This window comes from Pseudomonas sp. PS02288, assembly GCF_029959715.1.
Classification (GTDB): domain Bacteria; phylum Pseudomonadota; class Gammaproteobacteria; order Pseudomonadales; family Pseudomonadaceae; genus Pseudomonas_O; species Pseudomonas_O kuykendallii.
Genome location: NZ_JASCPA010000056.1, coordinates 15,940 through 35,309, shown reverse-complemented (window position 1 = coordinate 35,309; position 19,370 = coordinate 15,940). Strand labels below are relative to the sequence as shown.

Genomic DNA, 19,370 nt, shown 5'->3' with positions numbered 1-19,370 from the left:
CTAACTTGACTCATCAGTTCTGGCTTCCCCGGGCTTTTTTACACGCCGCCAAGCCCCCCCTACCGAACAACCACCCGCACAGCCCCCCCCCCACACCTGGCTTTCTCTGTAACTAGAAAGTGAGGTCGACGATCAAAGTCAGTTTCCTGATCGCACAACGCGGCAACGCACCCATCACCAACCTAGCCGCAGGACACTGAATCGAACCGAAAAGACGATTCAGAACGCTGCCCCATCCGTTAGCCCCCATGTATACTGCGCCTACGACTGATTAGAACCTCTATGGAACCAGTAAAATACGACAAGAAAACAACACAAATTAATCTATAAAATCACTGAAATTCTACTAGAGTTGAAATTAGAAAGAGCTTACGTCATGGCTAACGCAATCAACGACAGACTCCAGAAAACGCTGAACGGCCTCAATGTAGATGGCAGGCTAAGCACCTGGCTATGGCTCTTACTGAAGAGCCAAACCTCGCACGCCGTTCCTAGGAAACCAGAGGAACTAAAGGAACTCGTGAAACTCGGGGAGCTCGGCAGCCCTGGCATGCGAGATCGTATGGCAGATCTCATCCAGAATACTCAAGGAAGCGCAGAATTTATTGAGGAAAATAGCGCCTTATTCTTGCTACCAGAAAAAGACTTAGAGTGGATAACAAGCAACAGAAGACAAAATAGATTTATAGTTAGAAAGCTTATTGAGAAATACGACTATCAGTCCATCATGCCCCCTACCAATTTGACGGACAGACCTCTTACCATTGCAATGCTGGACATGTGGGCAATAGAAAAAAACCAGAAGTCATGGATAATCAATCAAATAAAATTTGAATGGGAACAGCACTCGAGCTCAGACCACATATTCAAATGGTTTGATAGCAGCGACATCGAACAAAGGCTAGAAACCGCATGGGAAATAACTAAAAGGAAATTCCCACTCCTGACATCCCAACAAAACACCCCAAAAGAAAAAGACGACTTTATAATCTTGCTCGACACCCAACTCATTACCACACCAGAAAAAATACTACTCATGGAATCCATCAAGAAACGATGGAGCCAAAATAAATATCGAGCCAAATTAACAGGAAAAAAGCAATACAACTTCATCCTATCTGACAAGGCAATAAATCGCCTTGACAGGCTAGCGGATAAATACGATTTAAAAAGAACCGAAGTACTAGAAATACTGATTCAGATGGAAGAGGAAAAAGGGATTTATATCTCAGAAAGAAAAGCACTAACTAAATTGACCTAGTGGACTGTTTGCATGGCTCGTTAATCTTTCAGGAAGGTTATGCTGTGCGCCCGACGCTTCCCCTGATTTGAGTCGCGCTCAGCTTTAGAGTCCAATCCCAGTAACCAGGAGATTGGACATGAAAAAACGTTTCACAGAAAAGCAAATTATTGGCTTCCCGCGCGAAGCAGAGGCTGGACTGCCGATCAAGGAGCTGTGTCGTCGGCACGGCTTGGCGGAGGTCAGTTACTACCTCGTAGCAAGTTTGGCGGGATGAGTGTGTCGGATGCCAAGCGCCTGAAGGAGCTGGAAAGCGAAAATGCCCGGCTGAAGAAAATGATCGCCGAGTCGATGCTGGAGATCGAAGTCACCCGCGAGGCGTTGCGAAAAAGTGGTGAGCGCACTCTCCCGTCGCGAGCTGGTGCGCCACATGAAGGCACGCGGCTTGAGTGAGCGCCGAGCGCTTCAGGTGATGCGCATGAGCGCCAGAGCTCTGCGCTACCAACCGAGGCCGGATCGCAACCAGAGGCTGCGCGAGCGCATTGTGGCCCTGGGACATCGGCATCGTCACTATGGCGCCGCGATGATCTATTTGAAGCTGCGCCAGGCTGGTGAGGTAGTCAACCACAAGCGGGTGGAACGTCTGTATGCCGAAGCCCGCTTGCAGGTGAGAAGGCGTAAGCGCAAGAAGATCCCCATTGCAGATCGACTGCCGCTGGGCCGCCCTCGGGCCGCCAACCAGGTCTGGTCGATGGACTTTGTATTTGATCGCACGGCTGAAGGGCGTGTCATGAATATCCTGACAATGGTGGATGATGCCACCCATGAGGCTGTCGCCATCGTGCCGGAAAGAACGATTGGCGGACTTTCGTTGACGCGCATCCTGGATACGTCTGGCCATGTCACGCGGTCTGCCCAAAGCCATCCGCACGGATAACGGCAAGGAATTCTGTGGTCGGGCCATGCTGACCTGGGCTCATCCGCGAGGTGTACAGCTGTTCCTGATTGAACCAGGTAAGCCCAATCAGAATGCCTATATCGAATCGTTTAACGGGCGCTTCCGTGACGAGCGCCTGAACGAGCACTTGTTCACCAGCCCGCCACACGCCCAAGTGGGCGTCGGAGCGTGGCGACGGGAATACAACGAGGAAAGGCCAAAGAAGGGTCTCGGCGGGTTAACCCCGTCTGCCTATGCCAAGCAACTGATCGCGAAAGCCGTTAAATTGATCCAGGACTCTAAAGCCAGCTGCTACTGAAGACGGGAAGACGTCGGCCAGCCGATACGACTTTAGTAGTGACTGATGTCCGTCACTTAATGCTGGAGGTCATTGAGAAACGCCCGTCAAGCGGCGCCCCCTGCCTGCCTAGTCATTGCGATCGCGATCAAGCACTACGGAGAGGAATGCCGTACAGCGCAATACCGCCCACCTCAAGAGTTCTGACGATTGGCTGAGTCACTAACTTAACAAGGCGACAGTGCCCAGTTTGAAAGGGCGCGCGCCCCGTCTAACAGACCTTTCATTGCCACGCGAAAAAGATCTCCATACAGACAGCTCTGCAAGACCGAGGCGCGCAAACTTTAGAAAATCAGCAGTGGGGCAAAAAGTGGGGCAAAATTCAGAGGCAGGCAAAATCCATCTACCATAAAAAAATCCAGTCACCGCTAAGTGACTGGATTTTCTAGGGTTTTTTGGTCGGGACGGAGTGATTCGAACACTCGACCCCTTGCACCCCATGCAAGTGCGCTACCAGGCTGCGCTACGCCCCGACAAGCGCTTCCAGCACTGCTGAAAGCGGAAGGGACTATACCTTAACCAACTGAAATGTGGAAGTTTTTTGCTGGTTACTTACGCAAGGCCTGAAGTACATCTTCCAGTTCGGTGATCGTCTGCCGGATCAGTTGCTTGTACTGGGTAGTATCGTCCTTGGCTTCGTCGCCAGAAAGACGCTGACGCGCCCCACCGATGGTGAATCCTTGGTCATAGAGAAGCGCGCGGATCTGGCGAATCATCAACACATCCTGACGCTGATAGTAGCGACGATTGCCACGACGCTTGACCGGATTGAGCTGGGGAAACTCCTGCTCCCAGTAGCGCAGGACATGGGGTTTCACCGCACAAAGTTCGCTTACCTCACCGATGGTGAAATAGCGCTTGCCGGGAATGGGTGGCAGTTCGTCGTTATGACTTGGTTCCAGCATAAGCTTCGACTCTGGCCTTCAACTTTTGCCCTGGACGAAAGGTCACCACGCGGCGCGCAGTGATTGGGATTTCTTCGCCTGTCTTGGGGTTTCGGCCCGGACGCTGGCGCTTGTCACGTAAATCGAAATTGCCGAAACCGGACAATTTGACTTGTTCGTTGTGCTCAAGCGCCTGACGGATCTCCTCGAAAAACAGCTCCACCAATTCCTTGGCTTCCCGTTTATTCAGGCCTAGCTCTTCGTACAGACGTTCAGCCATCTCAGCTTTCGTCAGAGCCCCCATACGCTACTTCCTTAACGTGGCGTTGAACCTTTCTTCCAGCGAAGTGAGGATGTTTTGCGTAATGGCGTTCACCTCATCGTCATTAAGAGTGCGTGATGGATGCTGCCAGGTCAAGCCGACGGCGAGGCTTTTTCTATGCGGATCAATACCTTTACCGTCATACACGTCAAATAGCCTGAGGTCGGTCAGGAATTCCCCTCCCCGCTCACGAATGGCCGAAAGCACTTCTTGCGAAGGCAGATCGCGATCCACGATAAAGGCAAGATCACGGCGCACTTCGGGGAAGCGGGACAGCTCGCCGAATGCCGGCAGACGCCCCTGGACCACTTCGCTCAATAACACCTCGAAGAGGAAGACGGGCTTCTCCAGACCCAAGGCTTTACCGAGCTCGGGATGCAGCGCCCCAAGGAAGCCGACCAGACGCCCGTCGCGCTCGACGCGAGCAGTCTGCCCGGGGTGAAGCGCCGCGTGCTCAGCCGGCCCGAAGCTGAATGCATCGCCCGCGCCAGCCACCGCCAGCAGCGCTTCCACGTCAGCCTTGAGGTCATAGAAATCAACGGGCTCACGGCTATTCGCCCAGGCCTCGGGCTGACGCGAACCGCATATCACCCCGGATAGAACGGGCTGCTGCTGCAGCCCATCAAGCGCACCGATGAAACGCTGGCCAGTCTCGAACAGGCGCACGCGATCCTGCTGGCGATTGAGGTTGTGCTGCACGGCCTTGACCAGGCCCGGCCACAGAGAGACGCGCATCGCCGCGAGATCGGCGGAAATCGGATTGGCCAGCAGCAGAGGCTCCACGCCGGGATGGAAGAGCTCGAACAGCTTCGGGTCGATGAAGCTGAAGGTGATCGCCTCCTGATAGCCGCGCGCCACCAACTGGCGACGAAGCTTGCTCAGTGCAACCTTTGCCTCCGGCTTTCCCTTGGGGGCCAGTCGGGCTTGTGGGTAACGCACCGGCAAACGGTTGTAGCCGTAAAGGCGGGCCAGCTCCTCAATCAGATCCACTTCGAGGGAAATGTCGAAACGATGGCTGGGCACCGACACGCTCCACTGCCCATCACCGCCAGCCACGACCAATTCGAGGCCGTTCAGCAAACGCTCGACTTCCTCGGCCGGCATTGCCAGGCCAAGCATCTGCTCGATGCGCTCTGCGCGCAGAACAACCGTGGTGGACTGGGGAAGATCCGCCTCGCTGACCGCCTCAACGACCGGCCCCGCAGAACCGCCGACGATATCGAGCAGCAACGCCGTGGCCCGCTCCATCGCGGTACGCGCCAGTTGCCAATCGACGCCACGTTCGTAGCGATGCGAGGCATCGGTGTGCAAACCGTAGGAGCGCGCCTTGCCGGCCACCGAAATCGGTTCGAAGAAGGCGCTTTCCAGAAACAGGTCGCGCGTCCTTTCACTCACGCCGCTGTGCTCGCCACCCATCACTCCGGCAATCGCTAGTGCGCGCTGATGATCTGCGATCACCAGCGTATCGGGACGCAACTCAACATCCTGACCATCCAGCAGCACCAGCTGCTCGCCCGCTTCGGCCATGCGCACCCGGATACCGCCGTTGATCTCGGCAAGGTCGAAGGCGTGCATCGGCTGGCCCAGTTCGAGCATGACGTAGTTGGTAACGTCCACCACCGCATCGATGCTGCGCACATCGGAACGGCGCAGACGCTCGACCATCCACAGCGGGGTCGGTCTGCCCAGGTCGACATCGCGCAACACCCGCCCGAGATAACGCGGGCACGCCTTGGGCTCCGCCACCTCGACCGAAACGGTCTGATCATGACTGGCCGGAACTGCAGCCACTTCCACCGGGGTCACGGTGGCGCCGTAGATAGCGCCGACTTCGCGGGCCAGACCGGCAATCGACAGGCAGTCGCCACGATTGGGCGTCAGGCCGAGTTCGATGCTCGCATCGTCGAGGTTAAGGTAAGTACGCAGGTCTTCACCTACCGGCGCGTCCGCCGACAGCTCCATCAGCCCGTCGTTATCCTCGCTAATCTTCAGCTCGGAAGCCGAACACAGCATGCCGTTGGACTCGACGCCGCGTAGCTTGGCCTTCTTGATCTTGAAGTCGCCCAGCAGCTCGGCGCCGATCATCGCGAACGGAATCTTCAAACCAGGGCGCACGTTGGGCGCGCCGCACACGACCTGAAAAATCGCCGAGCCGTCGCTGACCTGGCAAACGCGAAGCTTGTCGGCACCCGGATGCTGATCCGTGCTCAACACCTCGCCCACGACGACGCCAGTGAAGGCACCGGCGACCGGGATCACGTCGTCCACTTCCAGGCCGACCATCGACAGCCGCGCTACCAGATCATCATGGGAAACCGATGGATTCACCCAACTGCGCAGCCACTGCTCGCTGAATTTCATTCTGCTCTCCTAGGCGGCGACCACTCGGCCCATGCCGGGTCAAACCGCAAGAGAACGAAGCGGATGCCTTGCGCCACCGCCCGTCCTCGCATACCTGCCTCGCGGCAGCTCGATTCGTTTAGCCGATCAGCGAAACTGCGCAAGGAAGCGCAGGTCGTTGTCGAAGAACAAGCGCAGATCGTTGACGCCATAGCGCAGCATCGCCAGTCGCTCCGCGCCCATGCCGAAAGCGAAGCCCTGATAACGATCCGGATCGATGCCTGCCATACGCAGCACATTCGGATGGACCATGCCGCAGCCGAGCACTTCCAGCCAGCCGGCACTCTCCTGACCGTTTTTCTTCACCACACGGCGGATATCCACCTCGGCGGAGGGCTCGGTGAAGGGGAAGTAGGAGGGGCGGAAGCGGACCTCCAATTCCTCTTCGAAGAACTCGCGCAGAAATCCTTCGATGGTGCTTTTCAGGTCGGCAAAGCTGACGTTCTCGTCGATCACCAAGCCCTCGACCTGATGGAACATCGGCGAGTGAGTCTGATCCGAGTCGCAGCGATAAACGCGACCAGGGCAGATGATGCGAATCGGCGGTTGCTGCTGCTCCATCGTGCGGATCTGCACCGGCGACGTATGGGTGCGCAACAGCATGTTGGCATTGAAGTAGAAGGTGTCGTGCATCGCCCGAGCCGGGTGGTGGCCGGGAATGTTGAGCGCTTCGAAGTTGTGGTAGTCGTCTTCGATCTCAGGCCCTTCGGCAACGTCATAACCGATGTCGGCAAAGAGCTCCTCGATACGCTCCAGCGTACGGGTAACCGGATGCAATCCACCGGTAGTCTGGCCGCGACCAGGCAACGTCACGTCGATACGCTCGGCAGCCAGCTTGGCGCTCAGCGCAGCGCTCTCCAGCCCTGCCTTGCGTGCATTCAGCGCATCCTGGACGCGCTCCTTGGCGGCATTGATGAGGGCGCCAACTTTGGGGCGCTCTTCGGCAGGAATATCGCCCAGGGTCTTCATCACCTGGGTCAACTCACCTTTCTTGCCAAGATAAAGAACCCGGATCTGCTCCAGGGCATTGACGTCTTCGCTATGTTGCACGGCCTCTAGCGCTTGCGAGACCAATGCATCCAGGTTTTCCATTTCAGGGCTCCAGATACGAAATAGGGGAAGAGCACAGGCTCTTCCCCTATCGTTGACGTTCAGCACCGGGCGAACCCGATGATTGTCGGGGAGTTAAGCCAGAGTGGCTTTGGCTTTCTCGACAATCGCAGCGAACGCCGCTTTTTCGTTCACTGCCAGATCGGCCAGAACTTTACGATCGATCTCGATGGCCGCTTTTTTCAGACCGGCGATCAGACGGCTGTAGGACAGACCGTTGACACGAGCACCAGCATTGATACGAGCGATCCACAGAGCGCGGAACTGACGCTTCCGCTGACGGCGGTCACGGTAGGCGTATTGGCCAGCCTTGATCACCGCCTGCTTGGCAACACGGAACACACGCGAACGTGCGCCGTAGTAGCCTTTGGCGAGTTTCAGAATTTTCTTGTGACGAGCACGGGCGATGACGCCACGCTTAACACGAGCCATGAATTAATCCTCCAGACCGATGAACGAAATCAACGTAGACGCAACGAGCGCTCGACACGAGCGACGTCGGATGCATGCAACAGCGAGGTGCCGCGCAGCTGACGCTTACGTTTGGTGGACATCTTGGTAAGGATGTGGCTCTTGAAGGCGTGCTTGTGCTTGAGGCCCGCAGCAGTCTTCTTGAAGCGCTTCGCAGCGCCACTTTTGGTCTTCATCTTTGGCATGTTCGGATACTCCGCATTCAGTGATTACACATAACCGCAAGGCCTGCCAGTGCCCTGGTGGTTATTTCCGCTTTTTGGGGGCGATGACCATGATCAGTTGGCGTCCTTCCATCTTAGGATGTTGTTCGACGGCGCCGTATTCCGCGAGATCGGTTTCGACCCGCTTCAACAACTCCATCCCCAGCTCCTGGTGGGCCATCTCTCGGCCGCGGAATCGCAAGGATACCTTGGCCTTATCCCCTTCATTTAGGAAACGTACCAGGTTGCGTAGTTTTACCTGGTAATCCCCTTCTTCCGTCCCTGGTCGAAACTTGATTTCTTTGATCTGCTGCTGCTTCTGATTCTTCTTGGCCGCTGCAACCTGCTTCTTCTTTTCGAAGAGATGCTTGCCGTAGTCCATGATCCGGCAAACAGGCGGGACTGCATCAGCAGAGATTTCTACCAAATCCAGTTTGGCTTCTTCAGCAGCGCGAAGCGCTTCATCAATCGAGACGACGCCAATCTGTTGGCCGTCAGCACCAATCAATCGGACCTCTCTGGCCGAGATGTTCTCGTTGATTGGGGCCTTGGGTGCAGCTCGCTTATCCTGTCTCATTTCACGCTTAATAGTGATTACTCCGATTCTTGGCGACCACGCCGGGAAACCGCTTGCGCAAGCAACTCACGAAACCGCTCGAGGGGCATGGAGCCCAAGTCGACGCCTTCGCGGGTGCGCACAGCAACGGAACGTGTCTCAACTTCCCGGTCTCCAACAACCAAGAGATAGGGAACCTTGAGCAAAGTATGCTCACGGATTTTAAAGCCGATCTTCTCGTTTCTCAAGTCGGACTTGGCACGAAACCCGCTTTGAGCCAGAGATTTCTCGACTTCCGAAGCAAAATCGGCCTGTTTGTCGGTGATGTTCATGATCACTGCCTGAGTCGGAGCCAGCCAGGCCGGGAAAGCGCCTTCGTAATGCTCGATCAGGATTCCGATGAAACGCTCGAACGAGCCCAGGATGGCGCGATGCAGCATCACCGGGCGCTGACGGCTATTGTCCTCGCTGATGTAGCTGGCATCCAGACGCTCTGGAAGGTTCGGATCATACTGCAGAGTTCCGCACTGCCAGTTCCGCCCCAGACAGTCCTTGAGCGTGAACTCGATCTTCGGACCGTAAAAAGCGCCCTCTCCCGGCTGGTACTCCCAGGATAGGCCGGAGGCATCCAGTGCGTCCGCCAGGGCCTTCTCGGCACGGTCCCACATTTCGTCGGAGCCGACGCGTTTTACCGGCCGGGTGGAGAGCTTCATGATCACGTCGGTGAAACCGAAGTCGGCATAGACCTGCAGGGTCAGCTTGATGAAGTTAGCCGCCTCCAGGCTCACCTGTTCTTCAGTGCAAAAGATGTGCGCATCGTCCTGGGTGAAGCCGCGCACGCGCATGATGCCGTGCAGCGCACCGGAGGCCTCGTTGCGATGGCAGGAGCCGAACTCGGCCAGGCGCATGGGCAATTCGCGATAGCTCTTCAGGCCCTGGTTGAAGATCTGCACGTGGCACGGGCAGTTCATCGGCTTGATCGCGTAGTCGCGACTTTCCGACTCGGTGGTGAACATGTTGTCGGCGTAGTTGCCCCAATGCCCCGACTTCTCCCACAACACGCGATCGACGATCTGCGGCGTGCGCACTTCCGAATAGCCGTTCTCGCGCTGCAGTACGCGCATGTACTGCTCGAGCACCTGATAGATGCTCCAGCCGTTGGGATGCCAGAAGACCATGCCCGGCGCTTCTTCCTGGGTATGGAAGAGGTCAAGGCGCTTGCCGATCTTGCGGTGATCGCGCTTCTCGGCCTCTTCGATGCGCTGGATGTAGGCGGCGAGCTGCTTCTTGTCGGCCCAGGCGGTGCCATAGATACGCTGCAGTTGCTCGTTCTTCGCATCGCCGCGCCAGTAGGCGCCCGACAGCTTGGTCAGCTTGAACGCCTTGAGGAAGCGGGTATTGGGCACGTGCGGGCCGCGGCACATATCCACGTATTCTTCGTGGTAGTAGAGCCCCATCGCCTTCTCGTTCGGCATGTCCTCGACCAGGCGAAGCTTGTAGTCCTCGCCACGGGACTCGAACACTTCGATGACCTCGGCGCGCGGCGCCATCTTCTTGATGACGTCGTAGTCCTTGTCGATCAGCTGATGCATGCGCTGCTCGATCGCCGCCATGTCATCGGGCGTGAAGGGACGCTCGTAGGCGATGTCGTAATAGAAGCCGTCTTCGATGACCGGTCCGATCACCATCTTGGCGGTTGGATAGAGTTGCTTGACCGCGTGACCGATCAGGTGCGCGCAGGAGTGGCGGATGATCTCGACGCCTTCCTGATCCTTCGGGGTGATGATCTGCAGGCGCGCGTCATGTTCGATGACATCGCTGGCGTCGACGAGACGGTCGTCCACCTTGCCCGCCACGGTGGCCTTGGCCAGGCCGGCCCCAATGGATTGAGCCACCTCGGCAACGGATACCGGATGATCGAACGAACGCTGACTGCCGTCGGGAAGAGTGATGATGGGCATGGCGCCTCCTCTCCTAGTGGTGACCCCTACCAAAGGCCACGTGGGTTGGGATGAGCCAGTAAGCGATCCGGCGGTATACCCGCCTCACAGTGGCTGGAGCCCGAAGGCCAACCAGACCGGACCGGAGTCACTGGAAGTTTTGGAGGGCGGATGCTTTCAGAAACGCCGCTGCCTGACAAGCGAAAGGGCTAGAAACAGCTAAATCCATGCGTTCAACCGGCATTGGGAGGAAAATATCCGCAAGCAAACCTCCCTTTTTGAAACTGCCTTACCATCAGCGTAACGAACCCGACAAACCCCGTCACACGGGAGACCTCAATGCGCATTTGGATCGTCATGGTTCTCGCCTATCTGCCCTGCGTCACCCACGCCACCACCGTGCTCAAATGCATCGACGCGGCAGGCAACGTGAACTTCACCCAGACGTCCTGCCCGGCCGGGCAACACCTGGACAGCATCAGCGAACTGACCGCCCCACCACCGCCAAGCGGCGATGGCGACCCGGTCAAGCTGGCAGAGCCAAAGGCACCCACGCCGGTGACTGACGCCGCGCCCGCGCCCGCGCAACCGCCGATCGTCATCGTCGCCCCGACACCTGCGCCGGCCCCGGACGTGCAAGGCGTCATTTCCGAGAGCTACCGCAGCTACCAGCGCCATGTGCCCTACCGGCACGATTATTACCCGCCGCCACCCGGTCACTGGGGAAAGCCACCGGGATCATGGCCGCCTCCACCGCCTCCGCGCCCGCCAGTGAAACCGGACGAACCAAGGATCAAGGGAATGCCAATGGACCGCTGAGCGGCAGCTGAAAGGTGGGCAAACGCGCGCTCCGCACGTCGAATTCAATGAAACCGTCGCGGCAAAGGCTGTCCGAATCCATGAGGCATCACCCACCCACAGACTGATGGAGGCTCTCATGGCCATCGAACAAGCACTCTGGAATGAAGTACTCACCCGGCTGCTGCATGCTCATCCAGCAGGACTCGGCAAGGAAGTCCTGGACAACTATCGAGGCCAGCAGGCCGTCGTGGACTGTTTGGCCGATTTGCAGGAACGCGGATTGATTCAGGGAGGTACCATCCTGCCCGGCGCGGTGAACGACCAGTCCCTGGAATTGCCCGTAAAGCTGACATCCGCCGGCGTAGAGCAAGCCAAAGCGATCGAGTGACCGTACGAGCCCGGTCTGGGCCGGGCTTCCCGGAACTACGATCCCGACTGGCGTGAATGATCGCCAGGCGCGCCGGCTACTTCGACTCCTGCCGGATGTCCAGAAGCACCCAGACATCCAACCCTTGGGCGCGGGCGGCCTTTTCGGCTTCCAACTGAGCGGTCAGCCGGCTGATCGAGCGCGAGCGGTGCTCGAAGCGGAACGGCGGGCCGCCATTCTTACGGACGCTCAACTCGACCAGGGTGTAGGTGAAGGGATTAGGCGATTTTTCTTTTTTCTGTTTCTTCGGTGCGGCGGGGATGAGGCCCAATGCTTGACGCACGTCGTCCTCGGACAAACTCAGATTGCTCAACTACGAAACCCTGCTGCTGGATTGACCGCATACGGCCCGCGGCTGGATGCCGCAGCGATACTGTATCGTCAGCAACCATTGTCGACAATCGACAGATCCAAATTCAGCCAGAACCTAATAGAAGTGGATCTCGCCCCCTTCGATGCCGGCAATCTGATCGATGATGGCCGCCGCCGCGCATTCCGCCTCGACGAGGCTGGCGAAATCCTTCGTACGGGTCACCTGGAATGCCGCCGACTGTTCGGCGGTACGTCCTCTGAGCATGACGAACGCCTTGATGCCGTCACTGTCCTGCACAGCACTAGACCAAACGCGCGTAGCACCTATCACTCGATAGCCCATAGCCCGTTACCCGTTCAGTTATGTCCAGGGTTAAGAGCGGCCAAAACGCTCGATAATTGCCCAACCAAAGGTTGGCGGAACGCTGCCACCCTGCTTCGCAGGCGCGTGAGGCACCGGCCAGACTCGCTCAAACCCGCGCCAGCAGCGAGCTGTTGGTCGCCTTTATGTCCTGCAAGGAGGGAAACCCGCCTTCGCCGGACGTGCCCCCGTTTTCCTTCCCGCTCGCGGACATCAGGTCGAACAGGTTCGGCAGAGGTTTCGAGACCTGCTCCTTGAGCGAAGCCGTGCGAAGGGCCGTCTCGATGGGAGCCTTCTCCTGATTCCAAGCGGTCGAAGTCTTCTCGTCGCTACTCACGGCAGCGAGGAATTTCGCACCAGCGAGATTGCGCGCCGTCTCGTCCCCGGCGTATGGATCGACGAACTGCGCCTGGCTGTCCGCCGGGCCAACGAATTCGCCCATAGCCAGCGACAGCTGCTGCTTCATCAGGGAGCTCGCGGCTTTCTGCTCCTGCCCGGAGAACAGCCCACCGACGTTCTCGCTGACCGAATACAGCGAGCGACGGTCGAGGTTACCCATCAGTGAAATGGTGTCGACATTGCCCGGGCTGTTCGCATCGTAAGGTGTGCCATTGGCCTTCATCGTCGCGTAGTTGGCATCCATGCGACTGCGCGCGTCGGTAGCGACGTCCGCCAGTGTCTTGCCCTGCGAGCTGGAAACGGAGCCCGGACTGATGCCGCTGCGAACCAACGCATCCGAAGTCATTCCGGTTCGACTGGGAAAGAACTGCGCGTAGTAGTTGCTCAGCGCATTGGATTGCTGGCCCGCACTGGAGAGCGTAACGGTCGACGAATGCCCGGAGGTCGTAGACGCGGCCTTGTTCGCGAGACTCGCCGTCGAGGCCTCCAGAGCGCTTGTCGCCGTGGTCTTCTGGCCATACAGCGAAGACGCATTCGCCGAGTAGTAGCCCGCCGCGCCGCCGGAGATGATGCTCATGCTGGGTTCCTTTTGCAGTGCAGGGCGTCGCCAGAGAAATGGCGCGTACCCGGAGCTTTCAACGTCTTCTGCAAGGACCACGCCAGGCGTCAATGGGATTCTGGCCGCGGCGAGGCCATAAAAAAGCCCCGCATCGGCGGGGCTTCTCGGTTGCAGGAAACTCAGCGTTCCATCACCTGTTTCACTTGCGTCAGCGGAATCTGCTGGGTACGGCCGTCAGCGTCTTCGTACTCGTAGAGGCCGCTGTCTTCGTCCAGCTTAGGCTCGCCGTGTGCGGTGATCATCTGACCGTCATTGGTACTGATCACGTAATCGCTGGCACAGCCGGCGAGGCCCAGCAAGCAGAACGCAGCAAACATCCAATGCTTCATAGTGACTCCTTCATTTAACCAAGAGAGGACACAGGGTCAGACACCCGCCGGTGAAATTTGCTCCCGAGCGCATGCCAGGACCGCCGATTGCCCGGATCAGCTATCCGCCTTCCGGCCTTCACCGCCGATGTGCGCTTTGGGCAGGTCATAGGGCGGCTCGACCTGTTTCTGCATCGGCGGTTTTGCATCGGGATCGTTTTTCAGAGGCACTGGCGCGTCCTCGATGATCGAACCGGGGTCCTCGTTGCCAGGATCGTTGATCAGCGACCCCTCGCCGAGATCCTGATGCCCTTTCCCCTCGTTCGATTCCGTACTCATAGCGACCTCCTCACCCGGCCTGGAATAGACCTGTACCCGTTTGAGGCCGCCGCCGGCTGCGCGTTCCGAAATCAGTCGCCTGGGTGGAGTCCTGGCCCCCTCAGGACGGCACTACCGCCTGCGCATGGAGAATGCCAGCAGCAGGAAACCCGGCACGAGAAACGCCGGCGCCATGTACAGAAAAGTGTCGCCTCCGCCGCCCATCCCCACCGCCGCGAAGGCCACGCCACAACACAGCAACGGCGTGGCCGCGATCATCAGGGGTTTCGGTTTGATCTTCTTCTGCACACGTGACTCCAACGACTCTTCAGAACTCGCGGCGGACCGCGAAATGCACAACTACGACGCATCGATTACGCGCGAGTTCGGAATGTCCTGTCGCGGAAACAGGAGTGGCGCGCCTCAGGCGCCACTCAGATGCTCATAGAGAAGGGTGCCGCCAACCAGGATCAGAACGATCCCCCCGGCAATTTCCGCGCGCCGCCCCACCATCGCGCCCAGCACCCGGCCCAGCAGCGTTCCCAACGTCACCATCGTCATGGTCGCCAAGCCGATTGCCAGCGCCGCGACGGCGATGTTCACATCCACGAACGCCAGCCCCACGCCTACGGCCAGCGCATCGATGCTGGTAGCGACCGCCGTCGCGGCGAGAACCCAGAACGAATGCTGCGCGGCCCCGCCCTCGGGCGCGCCAGCTTCCGGTTTCAAGCCGGCGTAGATCATGTGCAGGCCGAGCAGCAACAGGAGACCGAAGGCGATCCAGTGATCCCATTCGGTCACGTAGCTGCTGGCAGCCTGCCCGATGAGCCAACCGACGAGTAAGGGGCGTGAACGTGGCCCAGCCGGACCATGGCGTTCAACGTGGCATCCAGATCAGCTAGCTTTTGGCCTGTTGAGCGACCTTGGTCAGCCGCCCAGAAGGCCGAAAAAATGAGGATTCAGCTCCTTGCAAACGCCGATCACGTCCTCGACTTGGCTTGGCCGCATCGCATTGATGGCATCGTCAGTCAGACTGGTCATGCGCTTGACATCACCTAGGGTGCAGTCGCTGAACAGCATGGCCTCGAAGGGGTCGGTTTCCTGGGCTGTGTCCTTCAACCAGTCCCGAACCTGAAGCACCGTCAGCTCTCGGCAGACGACGGGCTGCCCGTTCACGATGATCTCGCGGCTATTGGTTTCTTGCATGTTTCCTCCGGGCATAAAAAACCCGCCGAAGCGGGTTGTTTGGGTGTGCAACTGTCACGAAAGGGCGATCAGTGGCCCACCGAATAACCTGGTCACGATCCAGCCAATCAACAGCAGTATTAGAAACGCAGGAATAGATGCAATTGCCCACTTGATCATGAACATCAACATCGAACCGAAGCGCATGTGCACGTCGACAACTACAACAGGCTGCACTCCATCAAGCCCTTTTGTTGCGGCTGCAAGATAGCTGCTCGTCGCCGACGCGCGGCGGTTTGCCTGATTGATAGCGCGTGCTTTCTCGACGACGTCTAATTTGATTGTCGGCTCTGACATAGGGTCCCTCCCCTGAAGTTCAAGGGAATCTACCACCGCACCAGCAGCACCGAAACCCAGCGCTTGGCTGGGGCGCTACTGCGAAATCTTGGCAACCCAATCGAAGGCTGGGCGGCTACACCCCGAGGGTGAGTTGCAGCTGACCGCGCCAATAATCAACTTGATGCGCCAGCCCCGGCTTCTGGAATCGCCACCGTGCCAGCGCTCTCCCATTCGCGCTGGCGGCCTGTTGCCCTTTCGAGAGCCGCAGACATGCATCGTCGAACTGCTTCTTCTCGTCCAACTCGCCGCGGAGAAGCGCATCGATGTGCAGATCGCACCAAACCGAGAATTTCAGATCAAGCCATCTTGCGAATGCCACTCCCAGCTTCGGGTGAAGCCATGTGCCTCCGCCGCGACCGGCCTGGGTGATCACGAGGCCGGTGGTCTTGGCAAGCGCCAGGGTGAAGGCCTTGGCCTCCTTGCTCCTGGTGTTCATCGAGCGAAGCTTCTCTAAATCTGTCTCCGAGACACCTTTACCGAACAGAGCCTCAGCCAAGGCACTCATGTATTCAACGGTATCGATAGTACGGAGCCATCCCGTTGGCTCTTTCCCGAAGCGTTTTGCCGCGGATGCCCTCTCGCGGGCTCGCGGAGTCGACGGCGAAAGAGGTGCGCATCAAGCTGGAGCGCTACCGCGCCGACTTCAGCGGGAAATTGGTCGGGCAGATCGACGTGCTCGCCATGGCCGACTATCTCGACCAGTTCACGAACAACGCTTACACCAAGCACCGCGGGCTGCTGATCCAGGTTTGGGACTTCGCCGTGGCCAAGGGGTTGGCCGAACGCAACGTCGCCGATATGACGCTGAAGAAGAAGGAGGCCGAGAAGAAACGCCAGCGCCACACCCTGGAGGGCGTGCAGAAGATCCTCTCCGCGGACACAACACCGGACTGGCTGCGGCGCGCGATCCGCCTGGCGCTGCTCAGCCTGCAGCGGCGCGAGGATCTGGTGACATGGCAGCGCACCGCTGTCGATATGGCGGAAGGCATCATCAGAGTCAGCACTGGGAAAACCGCCGGCTACGAGAATCCTATCCACTTGGAGATCGAAATGGGTCCTGACCTGCGCGCCGTAGTCCAGGAATGCCTGGCGGATCCGATCGCCGGCCCCACCCTACTCCGCTACCGGCCGATGGCGCGCCGCCGCGAGCAGATCGACGCGAAGCAGCATTGGTCAGCAATTACCGAAAACTACCTGACGAACGAGTTTCGGAAAGCCCGCGACGCGGCTCATGCCTACGACCAAATCGAGGACCCACGAGCCCGACCGACCGTGCATGAACTCCGCGCGCTCGGTGCCTGGCTCTACGAACAGCAGGGGTATCCGCTGGAGTATGTGCAGGCGCTGATGGGTCACGCTGACGGGGAAATGACCGCTTATTACCAGGGAGGGCACGTGAAGCAGGAGGCTCATTTCACGAGGGTTCAGGCGGGGTTGAAGCTGTAGATCGGGTGGTGCGTTTTCCCAATCTATTCCCAATGATTGCCCAAAACAAAAAAGGCGACCCTTTCGGATCGCCTTCTAAGCCCCGCGCAGTACGGGTTTTGTTTGGTAGGCACAATTGGATTCGAACCAACGACCCCCACCATGTCAAGGTGGTGCTCTAACCAACTGAGCTATGTGCCTGCATTGGCCGCGCATTTTACGGAGCGCCGCAGGGGTGTCAACCATTTTTTCGCTAACGTGCTGAAAAAACCGTGTTTTTTAAAACTCGAAGTGAACCGAACAGCGCTGGCGGCGGAGTGAGCTTCTCGGTTAGCATCGACTCATCCGTAAAAAATAAAGAACAGAGACTCCAATATGTCGCACACAGCCTACCCGCAGTCCTATTACGCCGCCTCCGCCAACCCGGTGCCGCCGCGCCCGGCGCTGGATGGCGAGGTGCAAACCGACGTGTGCGTCATCGGCGCCGGCTATACCGGCCTGTCGACAGCCCTGTTCCTGCTGGAGAACGGTTTCCGCGTGACCCTCCTGGAAGCGGCGAAAGTGGGTTTCGGTGCGTCCGGGCGCAACGGCGGGCAGATCGTCAACAGCTACAGCCGCGACATTGACGTCATCGAGCGCACGCTGCCCGCACAGCAGGCACGGCTGCTCGGCGAGATGGCGTTCGAGGGCGGGCGCATCATCCGTGAGCGGATCGCCACCTACGGCATCGCCTGCGATCTCAAGGACGGCGGCGTCTTCGCTGCGCTGAGCGCCAAGCAGATGGGTCACCTTGAGTCGCAGAAGGCGCTCTGGGAGCGCTATGGCCATAACCAACTAAAACTGCTCGACCGTGAAGGCATTCGCGACGTGGTGGCCAGCGACAACTACCTCGGCGGCTTGCTGGACATGAGCGGCGGGCATATCCACCCATTGAACCTGGCGCTTGGCGAAGCCGCGGCGGTGGAATCCCTTGGCGGCACGATCCACGAGCAATCACCCGCCACACGCATCGAGCGCGGAGCCAATCCGGTCGTGCACACGCCTCGGGGTCGTGTACGGGCGAAGTTCGTCGTGGTCGCCGGCAACGCCTACCTGGGTGACCTGATCCCGGAGCTGGCCGCGAAATCTATGCCGTGCGGTACCCAGGTGATCACCACCGAGCCGCTGTCCGAGGACCTGGCGCGCTCGCTGCTGCCCCAGGATTACTGCGTGGAGGACTGCAACTACCTGCTGGACTACTATCGCCTCTCCGGCGATCGTCGGTTGATCTACGGCGGTGGCGTGGTCTACGGCGCCCGCGACCCGGCGAACATCGAGGCGATCATCCGGCCGAAGATGCTCAAGACCTTCCCGCAGCTCAAAGACGTGAAGATCGACTTCGCCTGGACCGGCAACTTCCTGCTCACCCTCTCACGCCTGCCGCAGGTCGGCCGCCTGGGCGACAACATCTACTACTCCCAGGGCTGCAGCGGGCATGGCGTGACCTACACGCACCTGGCCGGCAAGGTCCTGGCCGAAGCGCTGCGCGGCCAGGCCGAACGCTTCGATGCCTTCGCCGGGCTGCCGCATTACCCCTTCCCCGGCGGTCGGCTGTTGCAGGTGCCGTTCAGTGCGCTGGGCGCCTGGTATTACACGCTGCGCGACAAGTTCGGCCTCTGAAGGCGAATGAAAAACGGGGCTCGTAAGCCCCGTCTTTTCGTCACTGCGCGGTCGTTTGCGTCGGCCAGCGTTCGGCCGCCGTGCGGTAGGCGCGCTGCGCGGCGTCGGCACGGCCGGCCTCCTTCAGTTCTGCCGCGGCCTTGAGCCAGACCGGGCGCTGCGCACTGGCCGGCAACAGGCTGGCGGGCAGCGTCAGCACAGCCCAGCGCTCGCTGCTTTTCCAGGTCTTCTCGAACGCCGCGAAATCGCTTTGCAGCCGGCGCGAACCGCCGGAGCGCAGCGTCAGCGTCTGCTTGTGCAGGTCGTAGCCAACCACCACCGCGTAATGCCATTCCGGCCACATGTCCATGCCGATGTTCTGCAGCACGAGCACCGGGTTGCCCGCCGCCACCTCGCCGAGCAGCGCGTCCATCGTCGGCTGCAATGGATACACCAGCATGTCGTGGGCTTCCGCAGTGGCGACCATCGCCGGCCGCATGTCGTCGCGACCGACGATGTAGACGCGGTCCTTGAGCAGGCCGGGGTCGGTGTTCACGCCGCGCTGCAGGAGCATGCTGGCCATCGCCGCCGGGGCGCTCTGGAAGGCGTTCTGCGGGAAGAACGGCACATCGCTCAACTCGACCCGTTCGGGAAGACGCGAGGTGATCGGCGAAAGAACCGGCTCGCTCGAGCAGGCGGACAGCAGCAGGAGCAGGGCCAGGGGAAGCAGACGTTTCAGTGTGGGCATCGGAAGACG

At 59.2% G+C, this 19,370-nt stretch carries 23 protein-coding genes, 2 tRNA genes and 3 pseudogenes; 6 read left to right on the top strand and 22 right to left on the bottom strand.

The genetic code is table 11. The features are described from left to right. Window positions 1-376: 376 nt before the first annotated feature. Window positions 377-1,261, top strand: coding sequence for a hypothetical protein (locus tag QMX85_RS19100; RefSeq protein ID WP_282343527.1), 885 nt, complete (start codon window positions 377-379; stop codon window positions 1,259-1,261). A 118-nt stretch (window positions 1,262-1,379) separates the two neighbouring features. Beyond that, window positions 1,380-2,480, top strand: a pseudogene (locus QMX85_RS19095) (IS3 family transposase). A gap of 451 nt (window positions 2,481-2,931) precedes the next feature. Here QMX85_RS19095 and QMX85_RS19090 read toward each other — a convergent pair. From QMX85_RS19090 to thrS, 9 genes are all read right to left on the bottom strand, one after another. Then, window positions 2,932-3,008, bottom strand: a tRNA-Pro gene (locus tag QMX85_RS19090). Between the two features lie 75 nt (window positions 3,009-3,083). Beyond that, the gene (locus QMX85_RS19085) at window positions 3,084-3,440 is read right to left on the bottom strand and encodes a MerR family transcriptional regulator (protein ID WP_090231128.1); all 357 of its coding nucleotides are present in this window, start codon (window positions 3,438-3,440) and stop codon (window positions 3,084-3,086) included. Continuing rightward, a complete protein-coding gene (gene ihfA, locus QMX85_RS19080; protein ID WP_003282572.1) occupies window positions 3,421-3,723 on the bottom strand; it encodes an integration host factor subunit alpha in 303 nt (100 codons plus the stop codon). Before ihfA ends, QMX85_RS19085 begins: the two co-directional genes overlap by 20 nt. A gap of 3 nt (window positions 3,724-3,726) precedes the next feature. Then, window positions 3,727-6,102 carry a phenylalanine--tRNA ligase subunit beta gene (gene pheT, locus QMX85_RS19075; RefSeq protein WP_282343525.1) on the bottom strand — a complete coding sequence of 792 codons (2,376 nt, stop codon included), beginning with the start codon at window positions 6,100-6,102 and terminating at the stop codon, window positions 3,727-3,729. Between the two features lie 126 nt (window positions 6,103-6,228). Continuing rightward, complete coding sequence (pheS, locus tag QMX85_RS19070) at window positions 6,229-7,233, bottom strand: phenylalanine--tRNA ligase subunit alpha (protein ID WP_282343523.1); 1,005 nt, start codon at window positions 7,231-7,233, stop codon at window positions 6,229-6,231. Window positions 7,234-7,326: 93 nt separating this feature from the next. After that, entirely contained in the window at window positions 7,327-7,683 is a 357-nt protein-coding gene (gene rplT / locus QMX85_RS19065) for a 50S ribosomal protein L20 (protein WP_090231131.1), read from the bottom strand. A 29-nt stretch (window positions 7,684-7,712) separates the two neighbouring features. Then, window positions 7,713-7,907 (bottom strand): 50S ribosomal protein L35, encoded by a 195-nt coding sequence (gene rpmI / locus QMX85_RS19060; protein ID WP_090231132.1) that lies wholly within the window; start codon window positions 7,905-7,907, stop codon window positions 7,713-7,715. Between the two features lie 61 nt (window positions 7,908-7,968). Further along, window positions 7,969-8,520, bottom strand: a complete 552-nt coding sequence (gene infC / locus QMX85_RS19055; protein WP_175534400.1) for a translation initiation factor IF-3 — start codon at window positions 8,518-8,520, stop codon at window positions 7,969-7,971. Continuing rightward, entirely contained in the window at window positions 8,520-10,442 is a 1,923-nt protein-coding gene (gene thrS, locus QMX85_RS19050) for a threonine--tRNA ligase (protein ID WP_282343520.1), read from the bottom strand. The genes infC and thrS overlap by 1 nt, the downstream gene beginning before the upstream one ends. A gap of 318 nt (window positions 10,443-10,760) precedes the next feature. Between thrS and QMX85_RS19045 the strand changes: the two genes are divergently transcribed. Then, entirely contained in the window at window positions 10,761-11,240 is a 480-nt protein-coding gene (locus QMX85_RS19045; protein ID WP_282343517.1) for a hypothetical protein, read from the top strand. Between the two features lie 118 nt (window positions 11,241-11,358). After that, complete coding sequence (locus QMX85_RS19040) at window positions 11,359-11,610, top strand: hypothetical protein (protein ID WP_282343515.1); 252 nt, start codon at window positions 11,359-11,361, stop codon at window positions 11,608-11,610. A 76-nt stretch (window positions 11,611-11,686) separates the two neighbouring features. Here the strand turns inward: QMX85_RS19040 and QMX85_RS19035 are convergent, their stop codons facing one another. The 11 genes and pseudogenes from QMX85_RS19035 to QMX85_RS18985 all read right to left on the bottom strand — a co-directional run. After that, window positions 11,687-11,932, bottom strand: a complete 246-nt coding sequence (locus tag QMX85_RS19035) for a hypothetical protein (protein ID WP_348775233.1) — start codon at window positions 11,930-11,932, stop codon at window positions 11,687-11,689. A 144-nt stretch (window positions 11,933-12,076) separates the two neighbouring features. Then, the gene (locus tag QMX85_RS19030) at window positions 12,077-12,226 is read right to left on the bottom strand and encodes a hypothetical protein (RefSeq protein WP_282343511.1); all 150 of its coding nucleotides are present in this window, start codon (window positions 12,224-12,226) and stop codon (window positions 12,077-12,079) included. A 205-nt stretch (window positions 12,227-12,431) separates the two neighbouring features. After that, on the bottom strand, window positions 12,432-13,298 hold the full coding sequence (locus tag QMX85_RS19025; protein WP_282343510.1) for a hypothetical protein: 867 nt from the start codon (window positions 13,296-13,298) through the stop codon (window positions 12,432-12,434). Window positions 13,299-13,459: 161 nt separating this feature from the next. Next, on the bottom strand, window positions 13,460-13,669 hold the full coding sequence (locus tag QMX85_RS19020; RefSeq protein ID WP_282343509.1) for a YgdI/YgdR family lipoprotein: 210 nt from the start codon (window positions 13,667-13,669) through the stop codon (window positions 13,460-13,462). A 96-nt stretch (window positions 13,670-13,765) separates the two neighbouring features. Continuing rightward, window positions 13,766-13,987 (bottom strand): hypothetical protein, encoded by a 222-nt coding sequence (locus tag QMX85_RS19015; protein WP_282343506.1) that lies wholly within the window; start codon window positions 13,985-13,987, stop codon window positions 13,766-13,768. Window positions 13,988-14,098: 111 nt separating this feature from the next. Then, window positions 14,099-14,275, bottom strand: a complete 177-nt coding sequence (locus QMX85_RS19010) for a hypothetical protein (RefSeq protein ID WP_282343504.1) — start codon at window positions 14,273-14,275, stop codon at window positions 14,099-14,101. 114 nt (window positions 14,276-14,389) lie between these two features. Further along, a pseudogene (locus QMX85_RS19005) lies at window positions 14,390-14,806 on the bottom strand (manganese efflux pump MntP family protein); the annotation flags it as partial. 87 nt (window positions 14,807-14,893) lie between these two features. Beyond that, complete coding sequence (locus tag QMX85_RS19000; RefSeq protein WP_282343502.1) at window positions 14,894-15,172, bottom strand: hypothetical protein; 279 nt, start codon at window positions 15,170-15,172, stop codon at window positions 14,894-14,896. A gap of 54 nt (window positions 15,173-15,226) precedes the next feature. Continuing rightward, window positions 15,227-15,508: a hypothetical protein gene (locus tag QMX85_RS18995; RefSeq protein WP_282343500.1), complete on the bottom strand. Its 282-nt coding sequence runs from the start codon at window positions 15,506-15,508 to the stop codon at window positions 15,227-15,229. A gap of 115 nt (window positions 15,509-15,623) precedes the next feature. Next, window positions 15,624-15,791, bottom strand: a complete 168-nt coding sequence (locus QMX85_RS18990; protein ID WP_282343531.1) for a hypothetical protein — start codon at window positions 15,789-15,791, stop codon at window positions 15,624-15,626. Between the two features lie 18 nt (window positions 15,792-15,809). Continuing rightward, a pseudogene (locus QMX85_RS18985) lies at window positions 15,810-16,097 on the bottom strand (KilA-N domain-containing protein); the annotation flags it as partial. Window positions 16,098-16,159: 62 nt separating this feature from the next. On the opposite strand from QMX85_RS18985, the gene QMX85_RS18980 reads away from it, so the two are divergent. Then, on the top strand, window positions 16,160-16,996 hold the full coding sequence (locus QMX85_RS18980) for a tyrosine-type recombinase/integrase (RefSeq protein ID WP_282343499.1): 837 nt from the start codon (window positions 16,160-16,162) through the stop codon (window positions 16,994-16,996). Window positions 16,997-17,099: 103 nt separating this feature from the next. Here QMX85_RS18980 and QMX85_RS18975 read toward each other — a convergent pair. Beyond that, a tRNA-Val gene (locus QMX85_RS18975) sits at window positions 17,100-17,176 on the bottom strand. A gap of 174 nt (window positions 17,177-17,350) precedes the next feature. On the opposite strand from QMX85_RS18975, the gene QMX85_RS18970 reads away from it, so the two are divergent. Continuing rightward, entirely contained in the window at window positions 17,351-18,634 is a 1,284-nt protein-coding gene (locus tag QMX85_RS18970; protein ID WP_282343498.1) for an FAD-binding oxidoreductase, read from the top strand. Window positions 18,635-18,674: 40 nt separating this feature from the next. Here the strand turns inward: QMX85_RS18970 and QMX85_RS18965 are convergent, their stop codons facing one another. Continuing rightward, window positions 18,675-19,361 carry a PA2778 family cysteine peptidase gene (locus QMX85_RS18965; RefSeq protein WP_282343496.1) on the bottom strand — a complete coding sequence of 229 codons (687 nt, stop codon included), beginning with the start codon at window positions 19,359-19,361 and terminating at the stop codon, window positions 18,675-18,677. Window positions 19,362-19,370 lie beyond the last annotated feature (9 nt).

Excerpts from the sequence above, each read along its gene's own strand:
- QMX85_RS19100 (WP_282343527.1), top strand. The coding sequence starts at position 377 with ATGGCTAACGCAATCAACGACAGACTCCAGAAAACGCTGAACGGCCTC.
- QMX85_RS19085 (WP_090231128.1), bottom strand. The coding sequence starts at position 3,440 with ATGCTGGAACCAAGTCATAACGACGAACTGCCACCCATTCCCGGCAAG.
- ihfA (WP_003282572.1), bottom strand. The coding sequence starts at position 3,723 with ATGGGGGCTCTGACGAAAGCTGAGATGGCTGAACGTCTGTACGAAGAG.
- pheT (WP_282343525.1), bottom strand. The coding sequence starts at position 6,102 with ATGAAATTCAGCGAGCAGTGGCTGCGCAGTTGGGTGAATCCATCGGTT.
- pheS (WP_282343523.1), bottom strand. The coding sequence starts at position 7,233 with ATGGAAAACCTGGATGCATTGGTCTCGCAAGCGCTAGAGGCCGTGCAA.
- rplT (WP_090231131.1), bottom strand. The coding sequence starts at position 7,683 with ATGGCTCGTGTTAAGCGTGGCGTCATCGCCCGTGCTCGTCACAAGAAA.
- rpmI (WP_090231132.1), bottom strand. The coding sequence starts at position 7,907 with ATGCCAAAGATGAAGACCAAAAGTGGCGCTGCGAAGCGCTTCAAGAAG.
- thrS (WP_282343520.1), bottom strand. The coding sequence starts at position 10,442 with ATGCCCATCATCACTCTTCCCGACGGCAGTCAGCGTTCGTTCGATCAT.
- QMX85_RS19045 (WP_282343517.1), top strand. The coding sequence starts at position 10,761 with ATGCGCATTTGGATCGTCATGGTTCTCGCCTATCTGCCCTGCGTCACC.
- QMX85_RS19040 (WP_282343515.1), top strand. The coding sequence starts at position 11,359 with ATGGCCATCGAACAAGCACTCTGGAATGAAGTACTCACCCGGCTGCTG.
- QMX85_RS19030 (WP_282343511.1), bottom strand. The coding sequence starts at position 12,226 with ATGCTCAGAGGACGTACCGCCGAACAGTCGGCGGCATTCCAGGTGACC.
- QMX85_RS19025 (WP_282343510.1), bottom strand. The coding sequence starts at position 13,298 with ATGAGCATCATCTCCGGCGGCGCGGCGGGCTACTACTCGGCGAATGCG.
- QMX85_RS19020 (WP_282343509.1), bottom strand. The coding sequence starts at position 13,669 with ATGAAGCATTGGATGTTTGCTGCGTTCTGCTTGCTGGGCCTCGCCGGC.
- QMX85_RS19015 (WP_282343506.1), bottom strand. The coding sequence starts at position 13,987 with ATGAGTACGGAATCGAACGAGGGGAAAGGGCATCAGGATCTCGGCGAG.
- QMX85_RS19000 (WP_282343502.1), bottom strand. The coding sequence starts at position 15,172 with ATGCAAGAAACCAATAGCCGCGAGATCATCGTGAACGGGCAGCCCGTC.
- QMX85_RS18995 (WP_282343500.1), bottom strand. The coding sequence starts at position 15,508 with ATGTCAGAGCCGACAATCAAATTAGACGTCGTCGAGAAAGCACGCGCT.
- QMX85_RS18970 (WP_282343498.1), top strand. The coding sequence starts at position 17,351 with ATGTCGCACACAGCCTACCCGCAGTCCTATTACGCCGCCTCCGCCAAC.
- QMX85_RS18965 (WP_282343496.1), bottom strand. The coding sequence starts at position 19,361 with ATGCCCACACTGAAACGTCTGCTTCCCCTGGCCCTGCTCCTGCTGCTG.